The organism is Phyllobacterium chamaecytisi (assembly GCF_020164455.1).
Taxonomy (GTDB): Bacteria; Pseudomonadota; Alphaproteobacteria; order Rhizobiales; family Rhizobiaceae; genus Phyllobacterium; species Phyllobacterium chamaecytisi.
Genome location: NZ_JAIQWW010000008.1, coordinates 253,483 through 279,522, shown reverse-complemented (window position 1 = coordinate 279,522; position 26,040 = coordinate 253,483). Strand labels below are relative to the sequence as shown.

The 26,040-nt window shown below is 55.3% G+C and carries 22 protein-coding genes and 2 pseudogenes; 12 read left to right on the top strand and 12 right to left on the bottom strand.

Annotated elements, in window-relative coordinates:
• Positions 1 to 5 precede the first annotated feature (5 nt).
• From LB462_RS15050 to LB462_RS31780, 6 genes and pseudogenes are all read left to right on the top strand, one after another.
• A complete protein-coding gene (locus LB462_RS15050) occupies positions 6 to 1,994 on the top strand; it encodes a putative bifunctional diguanylate cyclase/phosphodiesterase (protein WP_224509223.1) in 1,989 nt (662 codons plus the stop codon).
• 127 nt (positions 1,995 to 2,121) lie between these two features.
• Positions 2,122 to 2,829 carry an FkbM family methyltransferase gene (locus tag LB462_RS15045; RefSeq protein ID WP_224509330.1) on the top strand — a complete coding sequence of 236 codons (708 nt, stop codon included), beginning with the start codon at positions 2,122 to 2,124 and terminating at the stop codon, positions 2,827 to 2,829.
• Positions 2,830 to 3,077: 248 nt separating this feature from the next.
• Positions 3,078 to 3,232, top strand: a pseudogene (locus LB462_RS15040) (ectoine hydrolase DoeA); the annotation flags it as partial.
• A 411-nt stretch (positions 3,233 to 3,643) separates the two neighbouring features.
• Positions 3,644 to 3,982, top strand: coding sequence for a helix-turn-helix transcriptional regulator (locus tag LB462_RS15035; RefSeq protein ID WP_224509219.1), 339 nt, complete (start codon positions 3,644 to 3,646; stop codon positions 3,980 to 3,982).
• Positions 3,972 to 5,252, top strand: a complete 1,281-nt coding sequence (locus LB462_RS15030) for a type II toxin-antitoxin system HipA family toxin (protein WP_224509216.1) — start codon at positions 3,972 to 3,974, stop codon at positions 5,250 to 5,252. The genes LB462_RS15035 and LB462_RS15030 overlap by 11 nt, the downstream gene beginning before the upstream one ends.
• A gap of 276 nt (positions 5,253 to 5,528) precedes the next feature.
• Positions 5,529 to 5,891 (top strand): annotated as a pseudogene (locus LB462_RS31780) (hypothetical protein); the annotation flags it as partial.
• 201 nt (positions 5,892 to 6,092) lie between these two features.
• Here LB462_RS31780 and LB462_RS15020 read toward each other — a convergent pair.
• The 8 genes from LB462_RS15020 to LB462_RS14985 form a co-directional block, all read right to left on the bottom strand.
• Entirely contained in the window at positions 6,093 to 6,299 is a 207-nt protein-coding gene (locus tag LB462_RS15020; protein WP_224509336.1) for a hypothetical protein, read from the bottom strand.
• Positions 6,300 to 6,856: 557 nt separating this feature from the next.
• Positions 6,857 to 7,759 carry a bifunctional methylenetetrahydrofolate dehydrogenase/methenyltetrahydrofolate cyclohydrolase FolD gene (folD, locus tag LB462_RS15015; protein WP_224509214.1) on the bottom strand — a complete coding sequence of 301 codons (903 nt, stop codon included), beginning with the start codon at positions 7,757 to 7,759 and terminating at the stop codon, positions 6,857 to 6,859.
• Between the two features lie 2 nt (positions 7,760 to 7,761).
• Entirely contained in the window at positions 7,762 to 8,646 is an 885-nt protein-coding gene (purU, locus tag LB462_RS15010) for a formyltetrahydrofolate deformylase (RefSeq protein ID WP_224509210.1), read from the bottom strand.
• A 147-nt stretch (positions 8,647 to 8,793) separates the two neighbouring features.
• Entirely contained in the window at positions 8,794 to 10,035 is a 1,242-nt protein-coding gene (locus LB462_RS15005) for an NAD(P)/FAD-dependent oxidoreductase (protein ID WP_224509207.1), read from the bottom strand.
• Positions 10,036 to 10,206: 171 nt separating this feature from the next.
• On the bottom strand, positions 10,207 to 10,521 hold the full coding sequence (locus LB462_RS15000) for a Rieske 2Fe-2S domain-containing protein (RefSeq protein ID WP_370637178.1): 315 nt from the start codon (positions 10,519 to 10,521) through the stop codon (positions 10,207 to 10,209).
• 160 nt (positions 10,522 to 10,681) lie between these two features.
• The gene (locus tag LB462_RS14995; protein WP_224509202.1) at positions 10,682 to 11,677 is read right to left on the bottom strand and encodes a sterol desaturase family protein; all 996 of its coding nucleotides are present in this window, start codon (positions 11,675 to 11,677) and stop codon (positions 10,682 to 10,684) included.
• Positions 11,678 to 11,777: 100 nt separating this feature from the next.
• Complete coding sequence (locus LB462_RS14990; protein WP_224509198.1) at positions 11,778 to 12,614, bottom strand: 3-methyl-2-oxobutanoate hydroxymethyltransferase; 837 nt, start codon at positions 12,612 to 12,614, stop codon at positions 11,778 to 11,780.
• A 317-nt stretch (positions 12,615 to 12,931) separates the two neighbouring features.
• The gene (locus LB462_RS14985; protein ID WP_224509195.1) at positions 12,932 to 13,882 is read right to left on the bottom strand and encodes a ribokinase; all 951 of its coding nucleotides are present in this window, start codon (positions 13,880 to 13,882) and stop codon (positions 12,932 to 12,934) included.
• Positions 13,883 to 14,120: 238 nt separating this feature from the next.
• Between LB462_RS14985 and LB462_RS14980 the strand changes: the two genes are divergently transcribed.
• Positions 14,121 to 15,005, top strand: a complete 885-nt coding sequence (locus LB462_RS14980; protein WP_224509191.1) for a helix-turn-helix domain-containing protein — start codon at positions 14,121 to 14,123, stop codon at positions 15,003 to 15,005.
• A 672-nt stretch (positions 15,006 to 15,677) separates the two neighbouring features.
• Positions 15,678 to 16,001 (top strand): helix-turn-helix domain-containing protein, encoded by a 324-nt coding sequence (locus LB462_RS31530; protein WP_224509327.1) that lies wholly within the window; start codon positions 15,678 to 15,680, stop codon positions 15,999 to 16,001.
• Positions 16,002 to 16,454: 453 nt separating this feature from the next.
• Here the strand turns inward: LB462_RS31530 and araD are convergent, their stop codons facing one another.
• Positions 16,455 to 18,194, bottom strand: coding sequence for an L-arabinonate dehydratase (araD, locus tag LB462_RS14970; protein WP_224509324.1), 1,740 nt, complete (start codon positions 18,192 to 18,194; stop codon positions 16,455 to 16,457).
• 56 nt (positions 18,195 to 18,250) lie between these two features.
• Here araD and LB462_RS14965 point away from each other — a divergent pair, with 56 nt between their 5' ends.
• Genes LB462_RS14965 through LB462_RS14955 form a run of 3 tightly spaced genes read left to right on the top strand, consistent with a single transcriptional unit; the run spans position 18,251 to position 21,660 of the window.
• On the top strand, positions 18,251 to 19,462 hold the full coding sequence (locus LB462_RS14965; RefSeq protein ID WP_224509188.1) for a phosphotransferase: 1,212 nt from the start codon (positions 18,251 to 18,253) through the stop codon (positions 19,460 to 19,462).
• Between the two features lie 28 nt (positions 19,463 to 19,490).
• The gene (locus tag LB462_RS14960; RefSeq protein ID WP_224509321.1) at positions 19,491 to 20,798 is read left to right on the top strand and encodes an aspartate aminotransferase family protein; all 1,308 of its coding nucleotides are present in this window, start codon (positions 19,491 to 19,493) and stop codon (positions 20,796 to 20,798) included.
• Between the two features lie 16 nt (positions 20,799 to 20,814).
• The gene (locus LB462_RS14955; protein WP_224509185.1) at positions 20,815 to 21,660 is read left to right on the top strand and encodes an HpcH/HpaI aldolase family protein; all 846 of its coding nucleotides are present in this window, start codon (positions 20,815 to 20,817) and stop codon (positions 21,658 to 21,660) included.
• Between the two features lie 20 nt (positions 21,661 to 21,680).
• Here the strand turns inward: LB462_RS14955 and LB462_RS14950 are convergent, their stop codons facing one another.
• From LB462_RS14950 to LB462_RS14940, 3 genes are all read right to left on the bottom strand, one after another.
• Entirely contained in the window at positions 21,681 to 22,415 is a 735-nt protein-coding gene (locus tag LB462_RS14950; protein WP_224509183.1) for a GntR family transcriptional regulator, read from the bottom strand.
• 187 nt (positions 22,416 to 22,602) lie between these two features.
• Entirely contained in the window at positions 22,603 to 23,478 is an 876-nt protein-coding gene (locus tag LB462_RS14945; RefSeq protein WP_224509180.1) for an SMP-30/gluconolactonase/LRE family protein, read from the bottom strand.
• Between the two features lie 5 nt (positions 23,479 to 23,483).
• On the bottom strand, positions 23,484 to 24,614 hold the full coding sequence (locus LB462_RS14940) for a Gfo/Idh/MocA family protein (protein WP_224509177.1): 1,131 nt from the start codon (positions 24,612 to 24,614) through the stop codon (positions 23,484 to 23,486).
• Between the two features lie 143 nt (positions 24,615 to 24,757).
• On the opposite strand from LB462_RS14940, the gene LB462_RS14935 reads away from it, so the two are divergent.
• Positions 24,758 to 26,023 (top strand): ABC transporter substrate-binding protein, encoded by a 1,266-nt coding sequence (locus LB462_RS14935; RefSeq protein WP_224509174.1) that lies wholly within the window; start codon positions 24,758 to 24,760, stop codon positions 26,021 to 26,023.
• Positions 26,024 to 26,040 lie beyond the last annotated feature (17 nt).

Here is a 26,040-nt window from a genome sequence, read left to right as displayed (position 1 = left end):
CACTAGTGAAACGGTTTCTAGGGATCATTATCTGTTGCTTTGTCGTGGCGACGGCTTACATCGCCTACGTCATTGCCGAGCGGCAAACGGCGCTGCAGAAATTTGCCCGTTATAACGACTCCTGGGCCGTGGCTCAGACGCTGTCCGAATATATGCGACTGGAGCATCGCCTCGCCGCCTATGCTCTTGGTATGAACGGCGTCGATCGCGACGAGGTCCGCCTCCGTCTTGATATTATGATTGGCCGCGTGGGACTGTTGAAGCAGGGCAATCTGGGCGCTTTTGTCGAGCTGGATCCTCAGCGACGCGACCTGCTTTTAAAGCTTGGTCAGGTTTTGGACGCGCTGGATCAGCGTCTCGACGGCCTGGATGCCGAAGGTATCAAGGCTATGTTGCAAGCAATGGCAGCCCTGGATGCATCGATGACGGCGCTTGCATCCACCGCCGTTGAGTTCGATGTGGGCCTGATAGACGCCGCCCAGGAAGAATTAAGACAGCTCCATCTGATCTACACCGGGCTTGCAGGCGGGCTGATTCTGTGCGGAGTGGGGCTGGTCGTTCTGCTTTTGCGCCACAACAGCCTCCTTGACGGTGCTCACCGCAAGATGAAGGAACTGACGCATAATCTTCGCGAAGCGTCGGCGGAATTGACGCTTCAGAACTATCGTCTGAAGCATGTTGCCCACCATGACGCGCTCACGGGGCTGCCCAACCGGATCTTGTTTCGCTCAGACCTGGAAGCGCGGTTGAAAGCAGCGATAGCTAGTGGACCAACTGCCATGATCTTTCTCCTTGATCTCGACGGTTTCAAGGATGTGAACGATACGCTGGGTCATGACGTCGGTGACGGTCTTCTCCAGGCCGTTGCAAGTCGCCTCACGAAACTTAGTCGGGAAGGTGACCTCATTTGCCGGTTGGGCGGCGATGAGTTCGCAATCCTCAGCGCGGGTCTGACCGACAAACAGGCTTTCGATTTTGCTCGTCACGTGATGGATGAAATCAGTTTTCCCTACCAGGTCAGTGAACGGGAAATCAAAATCGGTACTTGCGTCGGCGTTGCCATAGCGGAAGCGGAACCCGACGCAGATGAACTGTTCAAGCACGCGGACCTTGCGCTTTACGAAGCAAAGTCTCTCGGCTCCGGCCATGTATGTGTCTTTCAAACCCAGATGCAAATAAGATTGACAGAGAAAAAGTCTTTGGAGGCCGATCTTAAGCAGGCGCTGCGCAATGGAGAGCTGGAAGTGTTCTACCAACCGCAAGTCAACACGATTACACGCGAGATTTGTGGTTATGAGGCCCTCCTGCGGTGGTTCCATCCCGTACGCGGCCAGGTCCCCCCGTTAGAATTCATTCCGGTCGCCGAAAATATCGGGCTGGTCCATGAATTGGGGGAGTGGGTTTTAAGAACGGCTTGCCTAGAGGCAGCCCGTTGGCCAAAGTCGCTCAAAGTTGCGGTCAATCTGTCGCCTGTACAGTTCCGCAGCCGAAATCTCATTCAGAGTGTCGTTACGATACTCACTCAAAGTGGTCTCGATCCGAACCGGCTCGAGCTTGAGATCACCGAATCGGTACTCCTGGACAAGAATGAACAGACGCTCGACACTTTGACGCAATTGAAGGCAATTGGCATCCAGATTGCGATGGACGACTTTGGAACTGGATACTCGTCCCTTGGCAGCCTTAGGGGTTTCCCCTTCGATAAAATTAAGATCGATCGCTCGTTTATCCGCGACGTTACAACCCGCGCAGATGCCTTCGCCATCGTCGAATTGGTGACGGGGGTCGGGCGAAGCCTGGGGATGACGACAATCGCCGAAGGCATTGAAACCGAAGAGCAATTCGCATGCGTCAAACAGGTTGGATGCGAGCAGGTCCAAGGCTACTTGCTGGGCATGCCCGCACCTGCATCGCGATTGGAGCACCTTCGTCAAGTCGGCGATTACGATGGAAGAAATCCGATCGATGTCAAAACGGCAGCTGGCAGAAGGTGAAACGTTCCGTTCAGTTTCACATCGTCGTCCTAAGAAAGAGCTATGCTTTGAAAATGAAAAATCGGTGCAGGCGTTCATTTTTCCCGTCCGGCAGCTGCAAGCCTATAGGCAACCAAAGGAGTTTGGCTTGGAAGTACTGACGGTTCACGGAATTAGGGTACCTCTAACATGTGATGAGGTTTCACCCGCTATCTGGCAGGCGCTTACAAGTGGCAGCTACGAAGCAAAAGAGGCCAGGTCGGTCTTCAAGGCCGTGAGGCCGAATGATCGGGTGCTGGAGCTGGGGACAGGGATCGGCATCATCACGTCGCTTATCGCAAAGATTCCGGGGGTCCAGGTGTGGTCATTTGAAGCAAACCCGTCCACAGCGGCACTTGCACATCGTGTGATCAGTGCCAACGACCTTGGCAATGTCGTTTTGTCCCAAGGAATATTGATTGCAGGTGAACCCTGTATCTTGCCGTTCTATGTTCGAGAGGATCTCTGGATGTCGTCCCTAGACAAACGTCAGGGTTCCTACCAGCGCGAAATATCGCTGACGTCGACCAACATCGATGATTTTATTGCGGATCATGCCATCAACGTTCTGGTCATGGACATTGAGGGCGCTGAACGAGATTTACTCGGAAGATCTGCGCTTCCCCACATCGAGCGAATCTTCCTTGAACTGCACGACCACCTCTACGGATTGTCCGGCATTCGTGAAATTACACAGGCCCTGGCAATGAAGGGCTTCGCCTACGACCCTCGTGGTTCCAACGGCCCCTGTGTCCTGTTTGCCAAAGACGAGGGCCTACGAGAATTTGAACCGGAGGTTTTCGAGGCGACGGATTGAAAGCAAGCGCTTCAATGCGACACTGCCAGCCAGTTAGGAATTCGGCACTCGATGTCTCCGCTGGTACCGGCGAAAGCCCCCGATCCGACCGCCGGGCAGGGGGCTGCAAGGGAAGGGAAAGGGCGGGTGAGGGGCACAGATCAGCTCTAGCTTTCTCAGTTTGCGATATTCCGATCCGGGGACGGGTCAAGAACTGTTCCCCGTGACCCGTTAAGGTCGAACGGATTGTGAACTTAGCTGTTTAACCGGACCGCACGGTGTTGAAGCCGGGAATGACCTTCTCCTTCATGGCGGATCTCTGGCTCGAAGACATGGTTTCGCGACGACAGAAAGTATCCGCATGACCGAGACCGGCGTCGAGGGCATCGCCAAGGTACCGCGCAGGCTTTTCGTGAAGAACTGAGCCCGGCGGGGGGCACCCTTCGTGCGTCCTCGACAAGCTCTACGGTCGATTTTTCGGCCGTCGTGAAGGCATGATCCCGCTTCAAGACGCGGCGGGTTGGAACCGGGTATTTCGTGACAGGGGCCGGTTTTCTCTAACGCGGAAATTTGTGCGCCATGCGCGCGGCAATTCCCAGTGGGGCCGGTGTTTTGAACTCCGCCGCCCGCTCTGGCAATTCATGCAGAGTGGATGCTCGTTACCGTAATGGTATAGGTCATAATGGTTTATAAATGAATCATAAAGGCGATTTGCGGTCTATTTATAATCCAAATCGTCTTGTCATGCTTGACTCTGGGCGAATAAACGGGGTAGGGATGACCTATAAATAAGCCACTACGCGCCTTCGTGGGCTTTTAATGGAACAGGTGATGAATGCCCAAGCCCGTTTCACGTGCTTACTCACACTACAGCCGGGACGCCCTGCTGGCTTTCAGCCAGTTGATCAAGCGCGCCCGGATAGAGCGCAAGCTGACCATGCAGGAGCTGGCAGACCGCGCTGGTATCTCGCGCGGCCTTTTGCAGCGGATCGAGAAGGGCGACCCGGCCTGCGCTATCGGAGTTGTCTTCGAGGTGGCCGCCATCGTGGGCGTGCGCCTGTTCAATGCCGACCAAGCGACCCTTGCGACAGCGATATCGGCAAACAACGCGACGCTCGCGCTTCTTCCGAAGTCCGTTCGCCCCTCCTCAAAGCAGGTGAAAGATGACTTCTAAGGCTGACAACAACGAAGCCTTCGTCTGGGTATGGCTGCCGAAGAGCACAGATCCGGTGGTCGCCGGCCGTCTGGAACGTAGCGGCGGCCAGCTGATATTCAACTACGGCCGCAGCTATCTGGGTCGCAAAGACGCCATCTCTCTTTACGAGCCCGAGCTGCCCCTGCAGGCCGGTGCGCTGCCGCTGCCGGCCGGGCTTTCCATGCCCAGCTCGTTGCGGGATGCTGCGCCCGATGCCTGGGGCCGCCGCGTCATCATCAATCGCCAGCTGGGTCGGAAGGGCAACGATATCGATCCCGCCGATCTCGATGAGCTAACCTACCTTCTGGAGTCGGGCTCGGACCGCGTAGGGGCGCTCGATTTTCAGAAGTCGGCTACGAAGTACGTGCCCCGGCAGGCCGCGACGGCGTCGCTTGCCCTTCTTGCCGACGCGGCGCGCCACGTCGAAGAGGGTATACCGCTCCCCGCCGATTTGGACGCCGCGCTGCTGCACGGCAGTTCCATCGGCGGTGCGCGGCCGAAAGCCGTGATTGAGGATGGCGACTCCAAGTACATCGCCAAATTCTCCTCGCAGAGCGATGTCTACAGCGTCGTCAAAGCCGAATTCATCGCCATGCGGCTTGCCACCTTGGCCGGTATCGAGGCGGCACCGGTTCGCCTGGAGAAGGCAGGCACCAAGGATGTCCTCCTGATCCGCCGATTCGACCGCGACAAGGCGGCCGGCGGGTGGCACCGCCATGCCATGGTCTCCGCGCTGACCTTGCAGGGCCTTGATGAAATGATGGCGCGCTATGCCAGCTACGAAGAGCTGGCCTCGATTATCCGTCACAGGTTCGACGCCCCCAAAGAGACCTTGCGTGAACTCTACGCCCGGCTGGTCTTCAATATCCTCTGCGGCAACACGGACGACCACGCCCGCAACCACGCTGCGTTCTGGAACGGCCAAGGTCTCTCGTTGACTCCTGCGTATGACATCTGTCCGCAGGCGCGCAATGGCAGGGAGGCAACGCAGGCCATGCTTATCGTTGGAGAGCAGCGCCTGAGCCGGATAGGCCTCTGCATTGAAGCCGCCCCCATCTTTCTGCTGTCGGCCGGGGACGCCGAGTCTATTGCCGCCCGGCAGATCGCCACCATCCGCGATCAATGGGATGCCACGTGCAAAGAAGCCCAGCTCTCGCCAGTTGACAAGAAACTGTTCTGGCGGCGTCAGTTCCTCAATCCCTACGCTTTCGAAGGCGCGCCCGCCGCATTGCGGGCACTAGTTGAGTGATCCTGCATGCCGCGACCGCGCCGCTTGACCTCCCGGTGCAACTGCCGCATCGGAAAATTTACAAAGATGACGTCACCGCTGATACCAGCCGTTCGCCAGCGGGCGGTCTTGCGGCGTCATCCATGGTCATCTGGGAGTAGGTGCGCGTTTTCATGGGCAACTCCTTGCGAGTGATAGGCCATGTTATCTATCGCAAGTCGCGCTTCACCTTGAACCCACACTGCTACAACCAATGTGGCGGCCAAGTTGAATTGTCCGCCGTTGCGCAAGATAAAGATGTCACTTTGCGCTGCTGCGCGGCGCGATGATCAGCCCCGATCTGGCCGACTGGTCCGGGTCGCTAGGACGGATCGGGGCGGGCGCTCAAAGACCGCCATCAAGGCCGCGATGGTCGCGGGCTTGAAACAGCAAACGGGAGATTATCATGGCTCGGATCGGTTCCTTCACCCGCGGCGAAGACGGCGTGTTTGTCGGCTCCATCAGAACACTCGCCGTCAAGGTCAAAGCCCTGCTTGTTCCAGCCGACGCCTCCACCAACGGAAAGGCCCCGATCTCCGGGTGGTCGTGGGCAATGTCGAGATAGGTGCCGCATGGCGCCGCCCCTCGAAGGAAAACACGCCCTGCCACTCGGTCAAGCTCGACGAGCCGTGCTTCCCAGCGCCAATCTACGCCAGCCTCATCGACAGCGAAGACGAATACGCTCTCGTTGGTCCCGCTGACCAGCCAAGATCGCGGCGGCTCCAAACCGGGCCGCCGCTATTCGATCACGTAGCCAAGTGCGCGATAACCCGCGCGTCGTTTCGCAGCCATCCGGGTCAGAACCGGCACGGTATCATCGAGCTAGTCGACGACCAGCACATCCTTTTTGCCGTCGTGCTGGCGATGAAGGCGACCAACATATTGCGCCAAGGTTCCTTTCCAGGCGATGGGCATCGTCAGGAACAGGGTATCGAGTCTGCCGTCGTCGAAGCCTTCGCCAATATAGCGGCCAATCGCGATAATCAGGCGCTCCTGGTCATCCGGCGCGCGCAGTGCTGTTTCGGCCATTTTTCGATGACCTGCAGACATGCCGCCACGCAATACGACAAGGTTTTACACAGGGCGATGTTTTGCCTAGCCGCCTCACACTGATGGACGATGAAGGCCGGTTGTCGCGGTAGCGACGGATGACGACGACCAGGTCGCAAGCGGGCCTGTCACCCCTGACGGAGCGATCAGGTCAGCACATTCGACTAGGCTTGACTGACCACCCTTGATATCAGCCGCCAGCGCCTCCTCCACCTGCGCGACTTGCGAGCGCTTCTCGGCCAAATCGCCAGTGACGGCGAACTTGTCCTCGCCGCAGATATGCGGCGATACCGATCTTAAAGCCCTCGCACGTGAAGTTGTAGATCAAGCGCCGCATACTTCCTAAGGAAAAGACGCTACTTATGGAACTAAGGCCCAGACCGAGGATACGGTAGAGTTGACTGTTGCCGTAAACCCTACACGATAGCGAGATGACGGCGGCAATTCGACCGCGGCAGAAATGCAGCTTTTGCAAGCTGTGGCTAATGCAAAGGAGGCGGAACCCGTGGAAACATTCCTCGCCCTTGCACGGAGACCTAACAAACGTCCGGCGCAGCCTGTCCGACCGAGCGATAGGCCGCGATAACGGTGTTGGCCATCAGCATGGCGAGGGTCATGGGGCCGACACCGCCCGGGACCGGCGTGATGACGGCAGCAACTTTGGCACATTCCTCAAAGGCGACGTCGCCAACGAGCTTCGACTTGCCATCGCCGTTTTCAGGAGCGGGAACGCGGTTGATACCGACATCTATCAGGGTGGCTCCGGGTTTCACCCAATCCGCTTTGACCAATTCCGGGCAACCGACCGCGGCGACAAGGATGTCGGCGTTGCGGCAGACCGAAGCCAGGTCCTTGGTGCGGGAATGAGCGACCGTGACCGTGGCGTTGGCGGCCAGAAGCAGCATCGCCATCGGCTTACCGAAGAGATTCGAGCGGCCGATCACTACCGCACTGAGACCGGAGAGGTCTTCACCATGTGTGCGTTTGACGAACACCATGGCACCGGCGGGGGTGCAAGAGACGAGGCCGCCAGCGAGATTCCCGATCGCAAGCTTGCCGGCATTGACGACATTCAGGCCGTCGACATCCTTCTCGGGCAGGATCGCCTGTATGACCGGATCCGACTTCAACGGCTTCGGCAAAGGCAGTTGCACCAAGATGCCATGAACCGACGTGTCTTCATTCAGCGTCTTGACAAGCGCAGCCAATTCTTCCTGCGTCGTCTCGGCCGGCAGTGTGTGTTGGATTGAGGCAAAGCCGCACTCCTTGGCCATGCGGCTCTTGGCGAGGACATAGGTTTGGCTTGCGGGATCATCGCCCACAATCACAACCGCGAGACCGGGCTTCACGCTCTTCCCCCGTTCCAGTTCAGCCGCAGCCTCCTTTACAGTCACGATAACAGATGCCGCCACCCGCTTGCCGTCGATGATCTTGGCCATGACTACCCCATCCGCTCCGAAGCGAAAGAGCCAGGGCTGGCCGGGAAGACGACGGTACGGTTGCCGTTGATGAAGGTGCGGTGGTGGATATGGGCGTGGACGGCGCGCGCCAGCACCTGGCTTTCTACATCGCGACCGAGCGAGACATAATCCCCCGCCGATTGCGCATGGGTGATGCGCACCGTGTCCTGCTCGATGATCGGACCTTCGTCGAGATCGGCAGTGACGTAATGAGCCGTCGCCCCAATCAGCTTTACGCCGCGCTCATACGCCTGCTTATACGGGTAGGCTCCCTTGAAGCTCGGCAGGAACGAATGGTGGATGTTGATGATCTGACCGGACATGCGCTTGCACAGCTCATCCGACAGAACCTGCATGTACCGGGCCAGCACTATCAGTTCAGTGCCGGTCTGCTCGACCAGTTCCACAAGTTGCGCTTCGGCCTTCGGCTTGTTCTCCTTCGTCACCTTGATGTGATGGAAAGGAATGTCATGGTTGACCACGACCTTCTGGTAATCGAAATGGTTGGAGACGACACCGACAATGTCGATCGGCAGCGCCCCGATATTCCAGCGATAGAGCAGGTCGTTGAGGCAGTGACCAAAGCGCGAGGCCATTAGCATGACTTTCATACGCTTGGTCACATCGTGGATCTCGGCAACCATGTCGAACTCGGCAATGATTGGCTTGAACCCGTCGCTCAGCGCAGCCTGGTCGGCACCCTCTTCGGAGATGAAGCTCACCCGCATGAAAAACTTGTCATGGTCAAGATCATCGAATTGCGATGAGTCGACAATGTTGCAGCCCCGTCCCGCAAGGTAACCCGAGATCGCCGCGACAATCCCGCGCTTCGAACGACACGTAACGATCAGAACATATTCCTTCACTTTTCGAATTCCTTCCAGTTATTTCCTTCTGAAAACCGGGGCTGGCTGCCGTCGAGCAAAACGAAGCGTGTTGGGCGGCCTATAAGCCAAAAGCTGCTGCTCGACGCATGTGTTTTGGGGAACTTCGCTCGATATTGCGAAGCCACCTTAAGCAAGCAATGATTTTAGGTTGAACGCGGGATCCGCGAGCGCCTTTACGTCAGGGACGAACCGCCTGCTGATCATCATTTCTGCAACGCGGATTTCCTTCGCGATGGCGCCCAGGCTGCCGAAGCCACATGCACTAACTACGCGTCCATCGTCGGTCAGGTAGTAGAAAAGCTGGCCCTTCGCGCCCAGATCTCTTTGGATGGGAATTTGTCCTTCCTCACAAAGACCGACGATTTGGAGCGTCTCCTCATACTGGTCCGACCAGAACCAAGGGACCTCCTCGTAAGGACGGTTGTCGCCCAACATGCTCGCTGCCGCAGCCGCGCCCTGCCGCTGCGCATTACGCCATGCCTCCAGCCTGATCCGTTTGTCATAGAGGCGATGGGGAAACGAACAGCAGTCACCCGCCGCAAAGATAAAGGGATCCGAGGTCGCCAGCGTCTCGTCCAGAAGGATGCCGTTTTCGATAGCCAATCCAGCCGCGTGCGCAAGTTCGACATTCGGGACAGCACCAACTCCAACGACCACCAGATCGGCCGGATGTGTGCGATCGCTGGCCAGCACGACGTTGGAACGTCCTTCGCTGACGTCGATACGTGCGACGACAACGCCTGTCTCAATGCGCACACCTGAACGTTCGTGCTTGGCCCTTATAAGCTCAGCGATCGGAGCTGGAACCGACCGCGTAAGTAGCCGCGGTCCAGCCTCGATCACGGTCACCGAAGCACCTTTCGAGGCCGCGCTCGCAGCAACTTCAAGCCCGATAAAGCCACCGCCGATCACAACCAACTCGCATCCTTGGCCGATGGTTTGCCGGATAGCCATGGCGTCCTCGTACGTCCGAAGAGTCGCAACCTTGCTTCCTTCGGCGATTGGAATGCTCAATGTCCGTGGTCGGGCTCCCGTCGCCAGGAGGAGCCGGTGATATCCTAACCGTGCTCGATCCGAAAACGTAACCATGTTGACCGCGCGATCGATCGAAACAACTTCGCTTCCATGGAGAAATTCGATTCCCAACTCGGCAAGGCGTTCTGCGGTGACAATCAGCTTTGGTTCTGGGTTCGTCTCGTCGATCAGGATTGCCTTGGACAGCGGCGGCCGCTCGTATGGCAGCAGAGTTTCATTTCCGATCAGGACAATCGGGCCCGGCCACCCGGCTTCGCGCACTGCGATAGCGGCGGCTGTCCCAGCTTCACCTGCCCCGACAATCACAATGGCTTTTTCGTTTTCGTTGCTCACGGGACCAAACTACCTTAAATGGAGGGATGTACGTCGGTTGCCGTAACCTCGAATTGGTCACGCTTCAAAGACTTGACTGACAGTGCTTCGCCCATTGGTTGCGGCTGCTTCGGAAATAGAACTATGCTGGCCCAAATTCGGATGTGCGGAAATAAGCTCATTCGAGGGAGCTCAGATCTTGATGAACACGGTGTCGCCGTCGAGCTTGATCTCATAGCTGCGCAGGTCAACGCACGCGGGTAGTGCACGTGACTCGCCGGTCCGGTAATCGAAGGTACCGAAATGCTTGGGGCACTCAATGATACCACCATCGACAATGCCGTCCGCAAGATGGACTTTCTCGTGCGAACAGTGACCGTCGATCGCGAAGTAGTCGCCTTCCGGCGAACGAACAATCACAAAGGTGCGACCGCCGTGGTCGAGGCGGAGGGCCTCTTCGGGCTTCAATGCATCGGTGACGCAGGCCGCCACCCATTTACCCTGAATAGTCATTCTGTATTCCTCTAATTATAACTGGCGATAACTGCGCTAATGCTTTGGCAAGATTCGCCAGCGGCGTTGGCGCTGCGGTGGGCGGGCGGCAAGGCAAATGTCGGATGTGCGGGTACATACCGGTTGAACTGCCCCCTGCTTTGCCACTTCAATGCTAATTACCGCGCACCCATTTCTTGGACTTTATGCGCCTATACATCGCCTGGTCGGCTCCGTGAGAACCGTCATGAGACGTGCCGAACCACTCGTCCAGCGGAATGCGGCGCTCGCCGTAGTTCACCTCGAAATACTTGTGATGCAGATAATGATAGAAGTTGTCGGTGTTGATGGCCTTTTCATCATCCACGACCATTCGGTCGAAACCGACGTGTGACTTCGCTGGCGACAGTCCCGCGTGCATTAGCTGGAACAGTGCATGCACCGGGTGGGAGGGCACGACGAAGTGGATCAGTACGCCGGAAAAATAGACGATGTGCTCGAGCGTTGACATCGACATGCCGGACCAAGGCCCCGGGTTAACGTTCTTATGATGGACCTTATGAATGATGTGGTACAGGGGTCCTATGTGAATGATCCGGTGGATCACGTAGAAATGCAACTCGCGCCAGGCCGGCATCAGCAGCAGGAGCGCGATGAAGTACACCGGGTGCGATCCGAAATCGACATAGGGCATATAGCCTTTGGCGTAAATCCACCAGGTGAGCGCCTCGAAAGCCGTCCAGACCGGTACGCCGCTGCACAAAGTCCAGAACACATTCTCAGCTGTCTGGCTTCCGAACATGAATGTCGGATTATCTGTATCGGGCCACTTTGCATTGTACTTGAAGTTGGTCTCTTGGCGCCGTTGGATATAAAGAATGAAGTGAAAGCCGCCATAGACAAGGACTGTTAGACCAGCATTGCGCAGGAGGATGAGCAAAATCCAGTCAGCATGGAATTCCCGCATCGTGGCGAGCGAAGGCGTCAGGTAGATCCAGGACAGGACCGAGATCGTGAAATAGGCGGTGTTCCACGGCCAAAGATACCCTGGTAGCCAGCGTAGAAATTTCTTCGGCTGCACTGGCCAGATAAAAATCGGCGCGCGTTGCGGTCGCTTATTGGGCGTCCAGTTCCCGCGTTTGTCACGCGTACCATATAAGGTGTCATCCATATTTGTCTCCATTCGGTTGGGGTGCTCGCCTGCCTGAGCGAATTCATCAGGCGGCAAGAACCACTGTTTTCCGCGGACATCGCTCCCACGGGTATGCGGATCAGCGATCAAACCCCTCGTCCTTCAGCGTCGAAATAAATGCCGCGTACTCATCGTCGCTGATCTGTGAAGTTTCCTGCGGTCCGGGAAAGCCGTTTGCATTGATGTCAGCGCGAAATGCACTAAGGGCCTTTACGCGCTCTTGTTTGACACGCTCTTGCAGTGCTTGCAGATTCCCATAGGTCCGAGCGTGCCGGGGCCGCCGATCTTCCTCGCCGCATATGTCCGCGGTGAAGAGAAACACCACATCGGCGTCTGGTCCGGAGCCAAGCGAAACCGTCACCATCCCGGTGCGATGACGAATTTCTGCCATGACTCTGGCTGGGATGACCTCGCATTCCACTGCAAATGCGCCGGCCTCTTCCAACCGGCGGAAGCGATGGAACAGCTCTAAAGCTTCATTCGAAATCTTGCCGAAAGCGCGAAGCTTTCCAACCCAGGTCGATTTCCTTGGAACCAGCCCCAGGTGACCCATGACCGGAATATCCTCGGCCGCCAGCATTGAAACGGTCGCCATGCCGCGTGCGGTGATCACCGCATCGGCGCCGTCCGTCAGAGCCTTGAATGCGGCCCGCAGGATATCATCTTGCGTGACAGCATCGGCAAAGCCTAGCGCCGCGGTGACGAAGAGTCGCTTCGAGCCCTTGCGCACGGCCTCAACGTTGCAGGCGCGTGTGACCAGCATCTCGACATCGGACTCTTCCGCAGCCGCCGCCTCGTCTGCAGTATCCGCGGTGACTTGAGCATAGCGCTTGCCCGCGGCGCGGGCGGCGCGCAGGTCGGCCACCGTTACGGTGCGTTCAGCTTCGCGCGCGCCCCAATCGTAGATCCGTGGCATGGACTGATCTTCTCCTTAGCTTCATGGCGAGGTAGTTCGGCGCGGCGATCCCGGCCGCGCTCCCTAGTTGAGTAGAATGCTATGCTGGGAACCGATGCCGACCTCACAGACGGCTTCGCCAGGCGTGCCATCGGGCGAGCATTCCGGTGCGGGACTACCATGTGTCTGGAATCGCCAAGGCATTTCATCCTCGTGTCGAAGAGTTGCACATCTTGTTTCGGCAGATTTCCCGCATAAGCCGTCACAATGAGCGCCACCCGGACATCCTGCTCGTTCTGCAAGCACCAAATCGGGCTTCACCAGCTTTCTGTTCAGGTTCATCCTGGATCCTTACAAGCCGGAGTAGGAATAGTCCGGTACATCTCGTCGGCTGCCTCGCGTGTTGCCATGCCAGGAATTACCCCGAGTTTAGTGCAGACCAGCGCGCCGCAAGCGACGCCCAAGCGAGCAGCGTCAATGACACTTCTACCCTCCGCCAGACCCATGGCAAAGCCGGAATTGAACGCATCACCAGCGCCGGTTGTGTCGACGACATCGACTTTTGCCGAAGGGATTTCTACATCTACCGTATCGGTGACGATCAATACGCCACGGCTGCCCAGGGTCACGACTACATTGCGGGCACCTCGCTTGCGCAACATCTCGACCAATTGGCGCGAAGGACGCGGATCGTCCGGCCGCAAGCCGAGAAGAATGCGCAACTCGCTCTCATTCGGCGTCAGGTAATCGACAAACGGAAATATTTCGTCAGGGATCGGCGCAGCCGGGGCCGGATTGAGGATAGTTATCTTGCCATGCTTGCGGCCAAGTTCCATGGTGCGCATAGCGGCAGGGAGCGGAACTTCCAGAACTGCCATGATGACATCACTGGCCTGAATGCAGCTCTCGGCGCGATCTACGGAGGCCACATCCATGCGGTTTGTGGCGCCATAGTCCATGATGATAAAATTCTCGCCGCGCTCGTTGAGAATGATGAAACCCACAGCCGTAGAGCTTTCCGCCGTTTGCTCGACGTGGGCCGTCCTAACGCCTTCGGCCCTGAACAGGTCTGTCGCGATATCGGCGAACTTGTCCTGGCCAATGATGGCCACCAACGCAGAGTCAGCTCCCAGTCGCGCCGTCGCGACCGCCTGATTGGAGCCCTTGCCACCCGGCCCCAAATCGAAATTTCTGCCGAACATGGTAACGCCGAATACGGGGATATTGGGAGCACGTATGGTGAGGCCCACAGCAAAGCTGCCTACGACGGTGATTTTTGGCTTAGCCATCACTCCCTCCTTTGAAGGCGAATGCGCGAGCAAGAGAAGCTTCCTCGGTGATGGTAATACGGATCAAATATCCGTCATGAGAACAGCGCCGCAACATGCGGGCGATAGGCATTAACATTGGCTCCTCCCAGAACCCTCGTGAACCGTCATGGCTACAAAACGCGCATCCATGGCGCTGATCAACGAGAAGCGTTACTAATCAACAATCCGAGCATAAACCCGCGATTCGTGGGTTGAAATGGACAAAGCGCGCTCGATGATATATAAAACGCGCATGGAAAATATTCCGCAGCGCACACTTTTTCCAGAAAACCATCATTATATTGCCGAGGTCATCTGGACTCGCAGTGCCTTCACCGTGCTCAGAGCCGGCAAAGCTGTTACCGCGCGTGACCATTGCATCCACCGAGACAGCTATCCGGGCCAGGACATTTTGTTCTGTACGGCAGGGCGGGGGTTCGTATTGAGCGAAGGGAAGACTTTGAGTGTTGGGAGCAACGAGTTAGTCTGGGTTGCTAATGAGACGCCCCACGCGCATTGGCCGGATGAAAGCGATCCCTGGACCGTTCTATTTGTGCGCATCGACGGGCCGGATTGCGCAATTATGCGGCGAAAGATTTTCAACACCGGTGCAACGCTCGCGACGATATCCACGCCGAAAAAAATCGAAACGTGGTTCGGACATCTGTTCGACGTCCTCCGTGCCAGGGCCGATGATGTCGATTTGGCACTTAACCGACTTGTCGCGGAACTGATGCACCTCATCGCAGCACCTCTGGCTCAGCCCGGCGAATCCCGCCTTCCCACTCCATTGCGCGCTATCGTCTCAAAGATGCGGCAGGCGCCAGAGCGACCTTGGCATGCCGAGGAACTTGCCGCCGTCACCGGGCTCAGCGCAGCACAAACGCGGCGGCTGTTCCAAAAGTATCTGCAGATCAGCCCTCGGCGCTGGCTGATCCGCGAACGGATTATGATGGCTCAAAAGCTCCTGGTGGAAGGCGATGCGCCGATTGGAGACATCGCTGAACGCTGCGGGTTCTGTGACGTGTATCACCTCAGTCGCGAGTTCAAGCGCAGCACCGGTACTAGCCCACGCGTTTGGCGAGAGGGTGAAGGTAGTTGAACCGGCAAGCCTAATGTGCCCGCGGGTGTTGGCATCCCTTCAGCAATCACGCGCTTCAGAGTTCACCTCGCTGCCGTCCTAGTCCCGCTGCCAGCAAGCCGACCCTCCTGCTGTCGTCCATCGAGCATTGGCTACTCTCGCCTGGAGCGCGCGGTGCGTCCTGTGGTGACCACCGCTTTTGTCGACGTTTGTTCAGGCGCCAGTTGACCAAGGCATTTGCGGATGATTATGCGAACTCGATAGGGCAGCCCTTGCAGCGTTCATTCATGCCAATGGGAGTAGGTGCGTATCGTGGGCAAGTCCTTACGAGTGATAAGCTAGTGTTATCCATCTCAAGTCGCGTTTCGGGAGGGTGTCGAGATTTTCGTGCGCGGCAAGCAGGCGATGCATATTCTTCGAATTCACGGAGCGATCAAGCGCGTGCTTTCGCTGGTCACGCTGGTATCGAAAAGCGATCACCAAATCGATAAAGCAAATTCTGGTTAAGCCATTGTTATCGCTACAAAGTAGCGCTTCGAACTAGAAACCACCGAACCATGACCGAATGCTTAATTGGATTATCTGTTGTTAATCAGCAACACACGCGCTTGTCAATGCGCTAGTGCTTTAGCACCCAAGTCGAGGCGCGTTGTAGCCCAAGCGATCTCGCTCATCGCCCGCTATCGTTTCGTTATGTTGATCCTGCGACGTCCTCGAGGGAGGACCGTACAGACGTGGCATTACTTCACCGGACAGCAAAGCACGAATGCAAGGAGGGCCGAGTTGGCGCGCAGAGCAAACTCCGAAGACCTCAATAGGGAAATCGGCGAAAGACTTCGAGAGCTCCGGTTACTCGCTGATATGACCCAGCAAGAGCTTGGAGCCGCAATTGGCGTTTCATACGTGCAGATTCAAAAGTACGAAAGTGGCAAAAATCGTATAGCGGTCTCGACACTGATCGTTATGTGCCAAGCGCTCAATTCGGGTCCTATGGATTTTATCGGTCGGTACTTCTAGACGTGTAAATTGCGAACAACATCAGAATCAATCAACAACTGGAACCGTAAAGATGAGGGCCTGCGAGAATATGAGCCGGGGATTTCGAAGCGACGGATTGAAAGCATGCGATTCACGGCTAGAAGCATCATTCGTTATGTTATTTCATTACATCTTGCATAACATACCTTATGGAACTGGACGGTCATTTGGGAAGTGCTACTTCTAGCCTTAGGGCCCCTGCATCTATGGCGGGATATCACGCTTAGCAATGGAGCACCCGCCACAAGTGGGTCGCCGCGAAGCCGAGAATTGTGCCAATGATATCCGCGGTGACTGGCGGCCGGAACTCATCCATGTCGCATGCCAGGGTGAGTGGAAAACAATCAGTCGCCAGATTACATGAAAAGAGGCATCAGCCTTGCGCACGACTAGCCTCCAAACAATTTGATTGTGCTAGCTTGTGTTAACTTTTTAGAATATTTCCGGCTCACCTGCGGTCGGACCGAACCCAGTATGCAGGAAATCAAAGTCACAACCTTCGTTGGCCTGAGTTACATGGCGCGCAAAAAGCCACCCGTAACCTCTTCCGTAGCGTTCTTCCTGCGGTACGAGGGCCGCTCTGCGCTGGTCAAGTACATGATCTTCAACCTCTAGCCGAATTTGTCGGCGTTCCACGTCGATCGAAATCAAATCGCCATTGCGAACCAGTGCTAAGGGCCCACCTACGTACGCCTCCGGCGCCACATGCAGAACGCATGCCCCATAGCTCGTACCGCTCATTCTCGCGTCAGAGATTCGCGCCATGTCGCGCACACCCTGCCGGACAAGTTTTTTCGGAATGGGAAGCATGCCCCATTCTGGCATTCCGGGGCCCCCTTGTGGTCCGACATTTCGCAATACCAATACGTGGTCGGCCGTGACTTCCAGATCGTCGCGATCGATTATAGCCTTCATCGTAGGATAGTCATCAAAGACAAGGGCGGGGCCAGTATGCCGTCGCAATCTGGGTTCGCAAGCACTCGGCTTTATCACGCAACCATCGGGCGCGAGATTCCCGGTTAGAACAGCGATAGCACCTTCGTGGTAAACGGGATTGTCAACGCTCCGAATGACGTCATCGTTCAACACTCGCACGCCGATCAGATTCTCGCGCCAAGTTTTCCCATTTGCCGTGATCTCGTCCAAATTCAGCGCTCCGGCGATCCTTGTCATCAGCGCCGGAAGGCCGCCAGCAAAATAAAAATCTTCCATAAGATACCGGTCACCGCTGGGCTTAACGTTCGCCAGAACAGGTATGCGCCGGCTTGCCTTATCAAAATCGCGGAGGGACATTTCATGCCCTGCCCGCCGTGCCATAGCGATCAGATGGATTATCGCATTCGTCGAGCAACCCATCGCCATCGCCACGAACACCGCATTTTCGTAGGCCGCCGGAGTTTGGATCCGGGAAGGCACGAGATCTTCCCAGACCATTTCGACTGATCGGCGCCCTGCTTCGTTGCACATCCTCATATGGCCCGCATCAGTTGCGGGTATAGATGAGGCGCCGGGCAACGTCATTCCGAGCGCGTCAGCGATTGCCGTCATTGTTGAAGCCGTTCCCATGGTCATGCAGTGACCTTGGGTACGGGCTATACCTCCTTCTATCGCCGTCCAGTCTTTGTCAGAAATTTTTCCTGCTTTGCGCTCATCCCAATATTTCCATACGTCGGTGCCGGATCCCAACGCTTTACCATTCCAATTCCCGCGCAACATTGGACCGGCTGGTACAAATATGCTGGGGACCCCTGCACTGGTCGCCCCCATCAGGAGCGCCGGAGTGGTCTTATCGCAACCACCCATAAGCACGACCCCGTCGATCGGATGAGACCGAATCAGCTCTTCCACATCCATCGCGAGCATGTTTCGATAAAGCATTGTGGAGGGCTTTACGAAATTTTCCGAAAGCGAAAGTGTGGGGAGCTCCAGAGGAAACCCTCCCGCTTGAAGCACGCCGCGCTTAATGTCCTCTACGCGTAACTTGAAGTGCGCGTGGCAGGGATTGATGTCGGACCAAGTGTTGACAATGGCGATCACTGGGCGACCTTCCCAATCGGCCGGTCCATATCCCATTTGCATAAGTCGCGAACGGTGCCCAAAACCGCGCAAATCGTCAGGCGCAAACCAACGAGCACTGCGCAAGGCGGCTGCATTTTTTTGTCTTGTTGTCATAGAACTAAAATCCCAACAAATCACTGGTTAAAATATACCAATATATTAAGCAGCACATGGCGTCCATTCCTTTCGATTCCATTGCACGCCAAAAAATGCAGTCTGCGCGCGAGGTTTATAGGAATAAGTTTTTGCTGTTCCAGGGAGCTTGCACAATCGTCCGGCTTAATATACCAATATATTGTGTGGGAGTTTTTAGAATGACAATGGCATCTGACAAAGAAAGTCAGTTAGGGAAATCGAAATCATTCGCTGTTGCATCGGCGTCCATCTCCACAAGCACGGCGGAGGATATCTTTCTTCAATACTATGGACTCAAGGGCATTGCCTACGCTTTGGCGGCCGAGCGAGACCATAATTTTAGAATTAGGTGCGACAACGATCGGGAGTATCTGCTGCGCATCGTACACCCATCCGAAGATCCACGCCTTACCGAGATGCAGACTCAGGCTATGCTTCACGTCGCGAAGACTGCCCCGGACCTCCCCGTCCAAAGAGTGTTGCTGTCTGTCGATGGCATGCCGGAAGTACGGCGCGCTTTTGGCACCGGTGACGAAAGAACGATACGGGCGGTTTCGTTTCTTCAGGGCGTGCTCCAGCGAGATAGGCGCTCCGACGCCAGTCAGCGGCAAAATGTCGGTAAGGCGCTTGCACGGCTGCAACTCGCGTTGGAGGATTTCAACCACCCATCTTCTGAGCATGAGCTTATCTGGGATTTAAGGCGGGCGAGCGCCCTTCGGCCTCTTGTTGCCACGGTCGATGACGCTGAGCTACGGATTTCTCTCGAACGCCAATTGGATCACTTTGATGCGAAAATCTCAGCCGTCTTGCAGACCCAACGGCGACAGGTTGTTCACAACGATCTAAGTTCAGACAATATACTTGTGAGCAGTAGCGCGCCGGCCGATGTGACCGGAATTCTCGATTTCGGTGACTTAGTCAAGACATCTGTCTGCGCTGACGTTGCTATAGGAGCTGTCTATCAGCTCCAAGATGGACCGGAAGCGTTTGAAGGCGCTCTTGACCTCATTTCCGGATTTAACTCAGTCAGGCAACTCTTCAAGGTAGAGCAGGAGATATTGTTCGACCTCATTTTGACGAGGATGGCTGCCAGAATAATAATCACAGAATGGAGAGCTTCCGTTCATCCGGAAAACCGCAGGTACATCCTGCGCAATACACCGCGAGCGCGGCAGCAGTTTCAAACATTGCTGCACCAGGACAAAGCGTCTGCAACCGCATCGATCATCAAAGCATGCCTATCGTAAGGAGAAGAAGGTGTCAGCAACAGCATATATGATCAATGGTTTTGATCCTGCGACCCTTGGTGATCTCAACGAGGAGGATCGCAGTCTAATTCAGCGTAGGCGGCGCTTGCTCGGCGAATCTTACAAACTGTTTTACAAGCAGCCTGTCCATTTTGTGAGAGCGGAAGGGGTTTTCCTCTATGATCGCGACGGCGCGCAGTATCTTGATGCTTATAATAATGTTCCATCGGTCGGACATTGTCATCCACGCGTTGTCGAAGCGATCCGCTCCCAGGCCGCCACGCTTAATACTCATACACGTTATTTGGACGAAGGTATTCTTCGTTATTCAGAAGATCTTCTGGCTACATTTCCGTCCGAGCTGGGGCACGTCATGTATACCTGCACCGGTAGCGAGGCTGTCGATCTTGCCTTACGGATAGCGCGCTATTACACCGGAGCGACAGGTGTGATTGTCACTCGCAACGCATATCATGGCTTAACCGCTGCCGCGGCAGAGATTTCACCGTCACTCGGGCGCAATGTTCCCCTTGGGCAACAAGTATTCGTGGTTCCCTCTCCGGACAAAAACAAGTCTATCGATGTGGGCAAGAGTTTTGCCGAAGATGTCAGGGGCGCAATTGCAACCATGCAGCGCCATGGTATCCGCTTCGCGGGACTTATAGCGGACTCCATATTCTCAACCGATGGTATATTTGCAGAACCGGCCGGTTTTTTGAAAGAGACAGTTGAAGTAGTCCGACGAGCGGGCGGCGTGTACATTGCAGACGAAGTCCAACCTGGTTTCGGGAGAACCGGAAGTGAGATGTGGGGCTTTCAGCGACACGGTATCGTACCTGACCTCGTTGTAATGGGGAAACCCATGGGTAATGGGATGCCGATCGCCGCAGTGGCGGTCAAGCCTGAGGTCGTCGATAAGTTTGGCAACGATATCCGCTATTTCAATACATTCGGTGGGAACACAGTTTCGATAGCCGCCGCTCAGGCGGTCCTCGATATTATCATTGATGAAGGTTTGATGGAAAACGCCCTTCAGACGGGAGCGTTCCTGCTTGAAAATATGCAGGCCATGGCGGGCAGCTTCGAGCGAATTTTGGAGGCTCGCGGAACGGGTCTTTTCCTCGGCTTGGAATTTGTCAAGGACCGAGACACGTGCACCCCTGATGGCGACCTGGCTTTGAAGGTTGTTAACACTCTAAGGGAAAAGCGGGTTTTGATTAGCGCATCCAGTCCCGAGGGGCACGTGCTCAAGATCAGGCCCCCCCTTCCTTTCAACAAATCTCACGCAGAGATGTTTCTCCAACGGCTTGGTGAAGTTTTATCCTCAGTATGCTGAGTTCGTCCGGACGGAGATGAGTTCTCACAAGCTGAAAATCGGCAAATTAAAAGGTTACGTCATGAAGCGAATCTGGATTGAAAACCGAGCTACTATCAACGGGTGGCTATCTATCGGCTCAGCGTTTGTTGCCGAGATTATGGCTGAGCAGGGCTACGATTGTCTAACCATAGATATGCAACATGGCGTACTTGGATATGAGAGCGCCGTTTCGATGCTTCAAGCGATGCGAGCAAGTGCTGTGTTCCCGATGATACGTGTTCCCTGGCTGAGCCCGGATGCGATTATGTCAGCGCTCGATGCCGGCGCATATGGCATCGTTTGTCCGATGGTAAACACAAGAGACGACGCCGAGCGCTTGGTATCCTATGTGAAATATCCTCCCGCCGGTCTTCGTAGCTTCGGGCCGACGAGGGCTGGTCTGTCAAACGTTCAAGGATACAGGGAGCGAGCGGACGAAGAAATTGTCTGTTTCGCGATGATTGAGACGCGTCAGGCCTTGGATGCCCTTGACGACATCGTTTCAGTCGGCGGATTGGATGGTATTTATGTCGGGCCTGCGGATCTCACCATCAGTCTTTTCGGGTCGCAATTTCCTCCTGGATTCGACCGCACCGAACCTGAGATGATTGACGCCATTCGTCAGATCTGTGATCAGGCACATGGTCATGGAAAACGCGCTGGGCTGCACTGTGGCACTCCAGAATATGCCGCCCGGGCGGTGGAGTGGGGCTTTGATCTGGTGACCGTATCAAACGATGTACGACTTCTGTCCAATGCCGCTAGAAGCAGTCTTATACAAGCGCTCGATCGGATCAACGAAGCATCTCCCTCAACGTCAGCAATGCCGTCATCGTACTGACCCAATTGGTCGCCTCGGAACTACCTCAAGTCCGAGACTGAGACATTGATTCCGTCATCGACGACGTAGGCCGAGTCCAAATTGCGAAGAAGTTCAATTGTCGGGAAGGTACTATCAAGCTGGATTTGAAAGATGCCAGCGGCAGTTTTCTCATCGCGCATCTTGATTGCCGTATAGATATCAGAATGCTCCCGAAAGACTTTCTCGAAATTGTCTTTCCTGGGAAACGCGTAGCGGCGTACGCGGTCAAGCTGTCCAGTGGCGGCGTGGATCGTCTTCCAAGCGTTCGGATATCCCGAACATGTACAAATAAGCTTGTGGAATTCATTGTCTAAGGCAAAAAATTCATCGACTTCCTTGCGATCGGCCACCGCCTTTTGTCTAACGAGAATAGCTTCGAAGTCTCCACCTAACTCGGCCCTAAAGTTGCGGGCCGCAAGCTGGACGACCCGCATCTCCAGCGTATCCCTGACAAGCTGCCCCTCAAGGACCTGCCGAAGTATTATTTTGTTGACGAAGGTTCCGCCGCTTCTTTTGACGATGATTAAATTCTCCCCGGCGAGCCTTAGAATTGCTTCGCGTACCGGCGTGCGTGAAACCCCAAGCTCGTCTGCAAGATCCCGTTCCACCAAGCCTTCGCCAGGCGCAAATTGCATCGATATTATGGCCGCCCGCAGCAACTCGTAGACTTGAAGCGCTTTTGGCATTCCTTCATCTAGCTGCGCACCGCTAAAATTAGGCTTGGTCGGAATCATCGGTATGGCAGTCTCCCAAAACTCTAGCCGTTGTCATAACGACCGCCAATGCGTGATCTGACAACCTTTCGGAATCGTTATTCGAATTCTAACAAATGCCTAGTAGCCTGTTCCCTGACGTCTTGACAAGCCGAAGCTTATGCCACGCAGGAATCTGAAGATTCGCTACCAGCGAACCAACTCGGCCCTAGCCGGTGGCTGGAACCTGCGCAAACTTTGCCTCGCTCAGGCCTTTGAAATTCGTTCGAACTAAAAAGAGTGATCCGGCCAAGGGTTCCACTGAGGGATCAGTTCCTTCCGCGGCGGACGTTATAAACAGGGTGTCCCAGATGTCGCCACCAAAACACACGCAGGTCGGTTGGCTCGTCGGCAGTTGAATGGTTAACAACGCTTCGCCACTCGGAGCATATCTTGTAATGGAAGAATTCCCATAGTGAGCGTTCCAAAGGCATCCTTGAGAGTCAATTGTTGAACCATCCGGGTCACCGGGAAGCTTAGAAAGATCGACAAACGTCCTCCTTCCAGCGATTGTCCCCTTGTTTCCGTTGTACTCATAAATATCAATGCGCTTGTTCAAAGAGTCAGCAAAATAGAGTGAACTACCATCAGGGCTGAAAGCGATGGAGTTGCCAACACCGATTCCATCGAGCAATCGGGTCAGCTTTCCTTTGGCATTCATTTGGTAAAGCGATCCGTCTCTGCCTCCGGTCTCGTCGACGGTAGCAAACACAAACTGACCAAACCTATCGCATCGTCCATCGTTCACACGCGTGTGCGGCAGATGCTCTTCGACTTTGACGATTAGCTTCCGCTCTAAACTCGAGGAGTCGAAAGTGTATATCCCGTCCTCAAATCCGGCGAGGAGCAGTGTGCTGTTTGCAATCTCTGCAAACGAACACAAGCGCGCCGGCAGCTGACGCAACGTTGCCTGAGACGACTGCAGATCGTATTTCCAGAGACGCGAACCTTCGATGTCTGCCCATACGATCTCTCGCTTTTGGCCGGACCACAAGACTGCCTCGCCGAGTTTATCCGATGCTTTAACCACGACTTCCACATCCATGGTTCTCAGCCTTGCGCGCCTGATTTCACGTCAGCATTGCTCCTACTAGCAATCGCCAGCCGGCTGGCCGCAAGGAGGAGGCGCACATCACGTTTTGCGTCCTCAAGAGAGTTCCGATCAATTCGTCCACTCATAATCGCCTCATGGAAGCCTTCCAACTCACGAACAAAGGCCTCGCGAAAGCCACTTCGGAAGGATGTCACTTCTTGCCGATTACCGCTCGAGGAGATTCTGATCAACTCAGTGGGTTGGCTGTTCAGGTATGGCGACGGAAACCGCAATTCATATCTGCAGTCGTCCAGGAAAACAGAAATTCGTTCGAGATAGTCAGCCAGATGTGGAACCGTAACGTGCGCGACCTGTCCGAGAGCCTGCTCGCCGTTGAGGGATAATAGACAGGAACCTCCCCAACCTTCGGCAAAGAACGCGCCTGCCATTGCCTCGCATGACATCACACCCATAGCATCACAGATTCCATGAATGAGATTGATGTCATGTACCATGCTAGCAAAAAATGGGCCGGTGACGCTTCGTCGCTCAAAGCTATCGAGATGAGATCCAAGAGCCCGGTCTACCATTGCCCCCTTATGATCTTCAGCTGACGCGCCAGAGGCTACTCCCGTAGAGGTTTCGAGTCGGGTGGCGTGTTGTTCAATGAACGGCCAATAGTTAGGGTCGTTTACTTCCACACCAATGAAGCGAAGCTGAGATGCTTTTCCCGATATCAACTCAAAGAACATTTCGACCGTAGGGTCCCAGCGTTTCATATGGGCTACTTGAAAAATCAACCCTGTCGCATCGCGACAGGCTATAAGGTCTTCAATCTCCGATTCAAGATAACATAGCGGTTTCTCACACAGCACATGATGTCCGCGTTTGAGAGCCGCGCATGCGATTTCATAATGCGTGTGCTCGGGGGAAGCGATGATTACAGCGTCAAGCGCCACGCCGTCCAACATATCCCGATAGCTCGTGTAGGTTGCCAATCCGTAACGCTGTTCAATAAAATCGCGATGCTGAAAAGAAGGATCCGCAATGGCGACGAGTTCAAACCTGTCAGGGAGTGCAAGCACGTTGGGTACGTGCTCCACCTGCGAAATAAGGCCTGCACCGATTATGCCGAGCCGAACTCTCATCACACCCTCCATCTCTCCAATACGACAAACCTTATCTTCGAAATATTCGACAAGACGGCCATTGTCAATATCAATATATTGGTATATTTATGAACTTGGGATAGCGGTGTTATTGCCAACAACAATCAAAAGAGGGAACTGACATGAGAAAGGTAATATTGGGAATAGCTGGTTTTTTGACGTTCGCAGGGCTCGGATCCCCTGCGAATGCAGTAGAGGTTTCGGTCTCGTGCGGTGCGTTCGGTGTTGATTTGCAGCTTTGCACCGCAGCCTCGCAGCGTTGGGCTGCGCAGACCGGAAACACGGTACAAATTGTTTCCGCGCCGGTAAATGATAGCGATCGATTGCCACTATACCAGCAGATGCTCGCCGCGCATTCATCAGATATCGATATCTATCAGATTGATGTCATCTGGCCCGGTATTTTGGGGTCGCACTTTATAGATCTCAAGCCCTACTCAAATGGTACAGAGAAAGACCATTTTCCGGCAATCGTAAAGAATAACACCGTCAACGGCCAACTTCTTGCCATGCCTTGGTATACGGACGCTGGTGTTCTCTATTATCGCAAAGATCTCTTGGAAAAGTATGGCGCTGCCGTCCCTCAAACTTGGGACGAACTGACTGAAACGGCGACGAAAATCCAGGAAGCGGAGCGCAGTGCCGGCAACAAGCAGATGTGGGGTTTCGTTTGGCAGGGCAAAGCTGATGAGGGCCTGACTTGTGACGCCTTCGAGTGGGTTTTCAGTCACGGCGGTGGCAGCATAGTCGAGCCAGATGGCAGAATTAGCATAAACAACGCCAAGGCAGCAAAAGCAATAGATTTGGCGGCCAGTTGGATCGGCAAAATTTCGCCGACGAGCACCCTTAACGATGCAGAAGAAGAGAGCCGCGGAATTTTCCAAACGGGCAACGCTGTTTTCATGCGCAATTGGCCCTATGCATGGTCGCTCGCAAATAGCGCTGACAGTCCGGTCCGAGACCGCGTTGGCGTAGCAATCCTTCCGCAAGGTGGGGCTAACGGCATTCACACAGCCGTTCTGGGCGGCTGGCAGTTGGCGGTATCCAAGTATTCCAAGCATCCAAAAGAGGCCGCCGAACTTGTAATGTATCTAACCAGCAGCGATGGTGAAAAGGAACGCGCGATAAAGGGAAGTTATAACCCTACCCGTCCCGATCTCTACAAAGACCCGGAGGTCCTTAGTGCAGTGCCATTCTTTGGGACGCTTTACGAGACATTCGCCAATGCTGAAGCACGTCCTTCGGGCGTCACTAAAGATCGGTACAACCAGGTTTCGGTGGCTTTCCTCCAAGCAGTTCACAGCGTGCTGTCGGGCCAAGAAGCCGCCGCTCCTGCTCTAAACAACTTGGAAACGTCGATCAATGATATCCAAGGTTCGAGCTGGTGATACTTATCCGGGGCCCT